At 41.4% G+C, this 1286-nt stretch carries 2 protein-coding genes; both read right to left on the reverse strand.

Annotated features, from left to right (window positions below):
• Positions 1 to 714 (reverse strand): hypothetical protein (locus LNTAR_RS24670; RefSeq protein ID WP_040915824.1); only part of this gene is annotated, 714 nt, incomplete at its 3' end.
• Between the two features lie 103 nt (positions 715 to 817).
• Positions 818 to 1276 carry a DUF3465 domain-containing protein gene (locus tag LNTAR_RS24675; RefSeq protein WP_052607369.1) on the reverse strand — a complete coding sequence of 153 codons (459 nt, stop codon included), beginning with the start codon at positions 1274 to 1276 and terminating at the stop codon, positions 818 to 820.
• Positions 1277 to 1286: the final 10 nt, after the last annotated feature.

The following is a 1286-nucleotide window of genomic DNA, read 5'->3' on the forward strand; positions in this document are numbered from 1 at the left end:
TTTCAGGAGGATTTCTTTGCTAAAAAAGACTAATTGCTCTTTGTTACCTGGGCCCACATCTATTTTGGAATCCTCTGGATATACCCTGAGGACATGACCCAAGGGATTTACCAAATTATAATAAGCTGCATCATGCTTACTCGTTTTAAGAAAGGTTGCGCCACTATAAAAAACTTCATCTTTGATGAATGAGAAGCTTTGATCTGATTGATTATCAATGATGAGCTCTATGCCTTTGTCTGTTTCAATAAAGCTGAGGTGGATATCGTTTTCAAAGGGAGGAGAGTTCTGAGGGTAAGTATTTGTTAGGAAGTCCTCATCGTATTGACCTTCCTCATGTGGTAGAATAGACCCGTGCATCCTTAGGCTCCAGCCTTTAGGGTATAAGTCATCTAAACATTCAATTTTAATTAATCGCAGATGAGTCCTGTTGCCAAGGCTATCCCAAAGAAGCTGAAGCCTTTCTTGCTCGTTTAATCCTGTTTTATCAAGAAGTTCATCAAGGCTAAACTCTTCGAGGTATTTATTCCCGGAATGATGTACAAAGCACTCTATGTAGAGACTATGAATTGAATCATACTCCGGATCAGGTACAGCTTGAATATTGATACATATATAGCCATCCTTCTGATAGAGTTCATAAGTTCTAGTGTTAGGGATCGATAGGCAAGAAAAGAAGCTAAAAGCCATCAGTATTAATATTGTCTTTATCATTAGATGCCTCATAAATGTATTTCTCCCATCATATTCCTTGTAGGCAGCCCTTACTTGATTCAAGTACCTCTCTAGGGCTTGAACGCTGGTAACCGATTTAAGCTTATTTATAAACCTTTCCATTGTGCTTGAGCCAGCCGTCTTCGTGACGGTGGCCGGGGTCGTGGTGGGTCCAGTGAATCACTCCGCCTTTGGAGTTCCATTCGTACTCACCGTTGAAGCTTACGGTATCACCTTGGCGAAGACTATTGATTCTTGGTGCGAGGTCGATGTTGTGCGCTATGAGTACAGTCTGACCCGTGCTTAGCTTGAGTATGAACTTCTGATGTTTGCTGCCCTTGGTATCATCAGGTAGAATTTTGATTACTGAGCCTGATCCCGTGACCTGTAAATCACTCTGCTTATTTCTAAAGGCATTCTGAAGTGTTTGATCACTATTGGAAGAACGGCTCGATGATGTCGATTGAGAGCTCGAGGTACTCTTAGTGGGTGAACTCTTTTGCTGGTTCACGCCATAAGCGATGGCAGCAATAACAATGATTAAAAATAGGTTTTTGATAATGAATCCCTCC

It is taken from the genome of Lentisphaera araneosa HTCC2155, from assembly GCF_000170755.1.
In the GTDB taxonomy this organism is placed as follows: Bacteria; Verrucomicrobiota; Lentisphaeria; order Lentisphaerales; family Lentisphaeraceae; genus Lentisphaera; species Lentisphaera araneosa.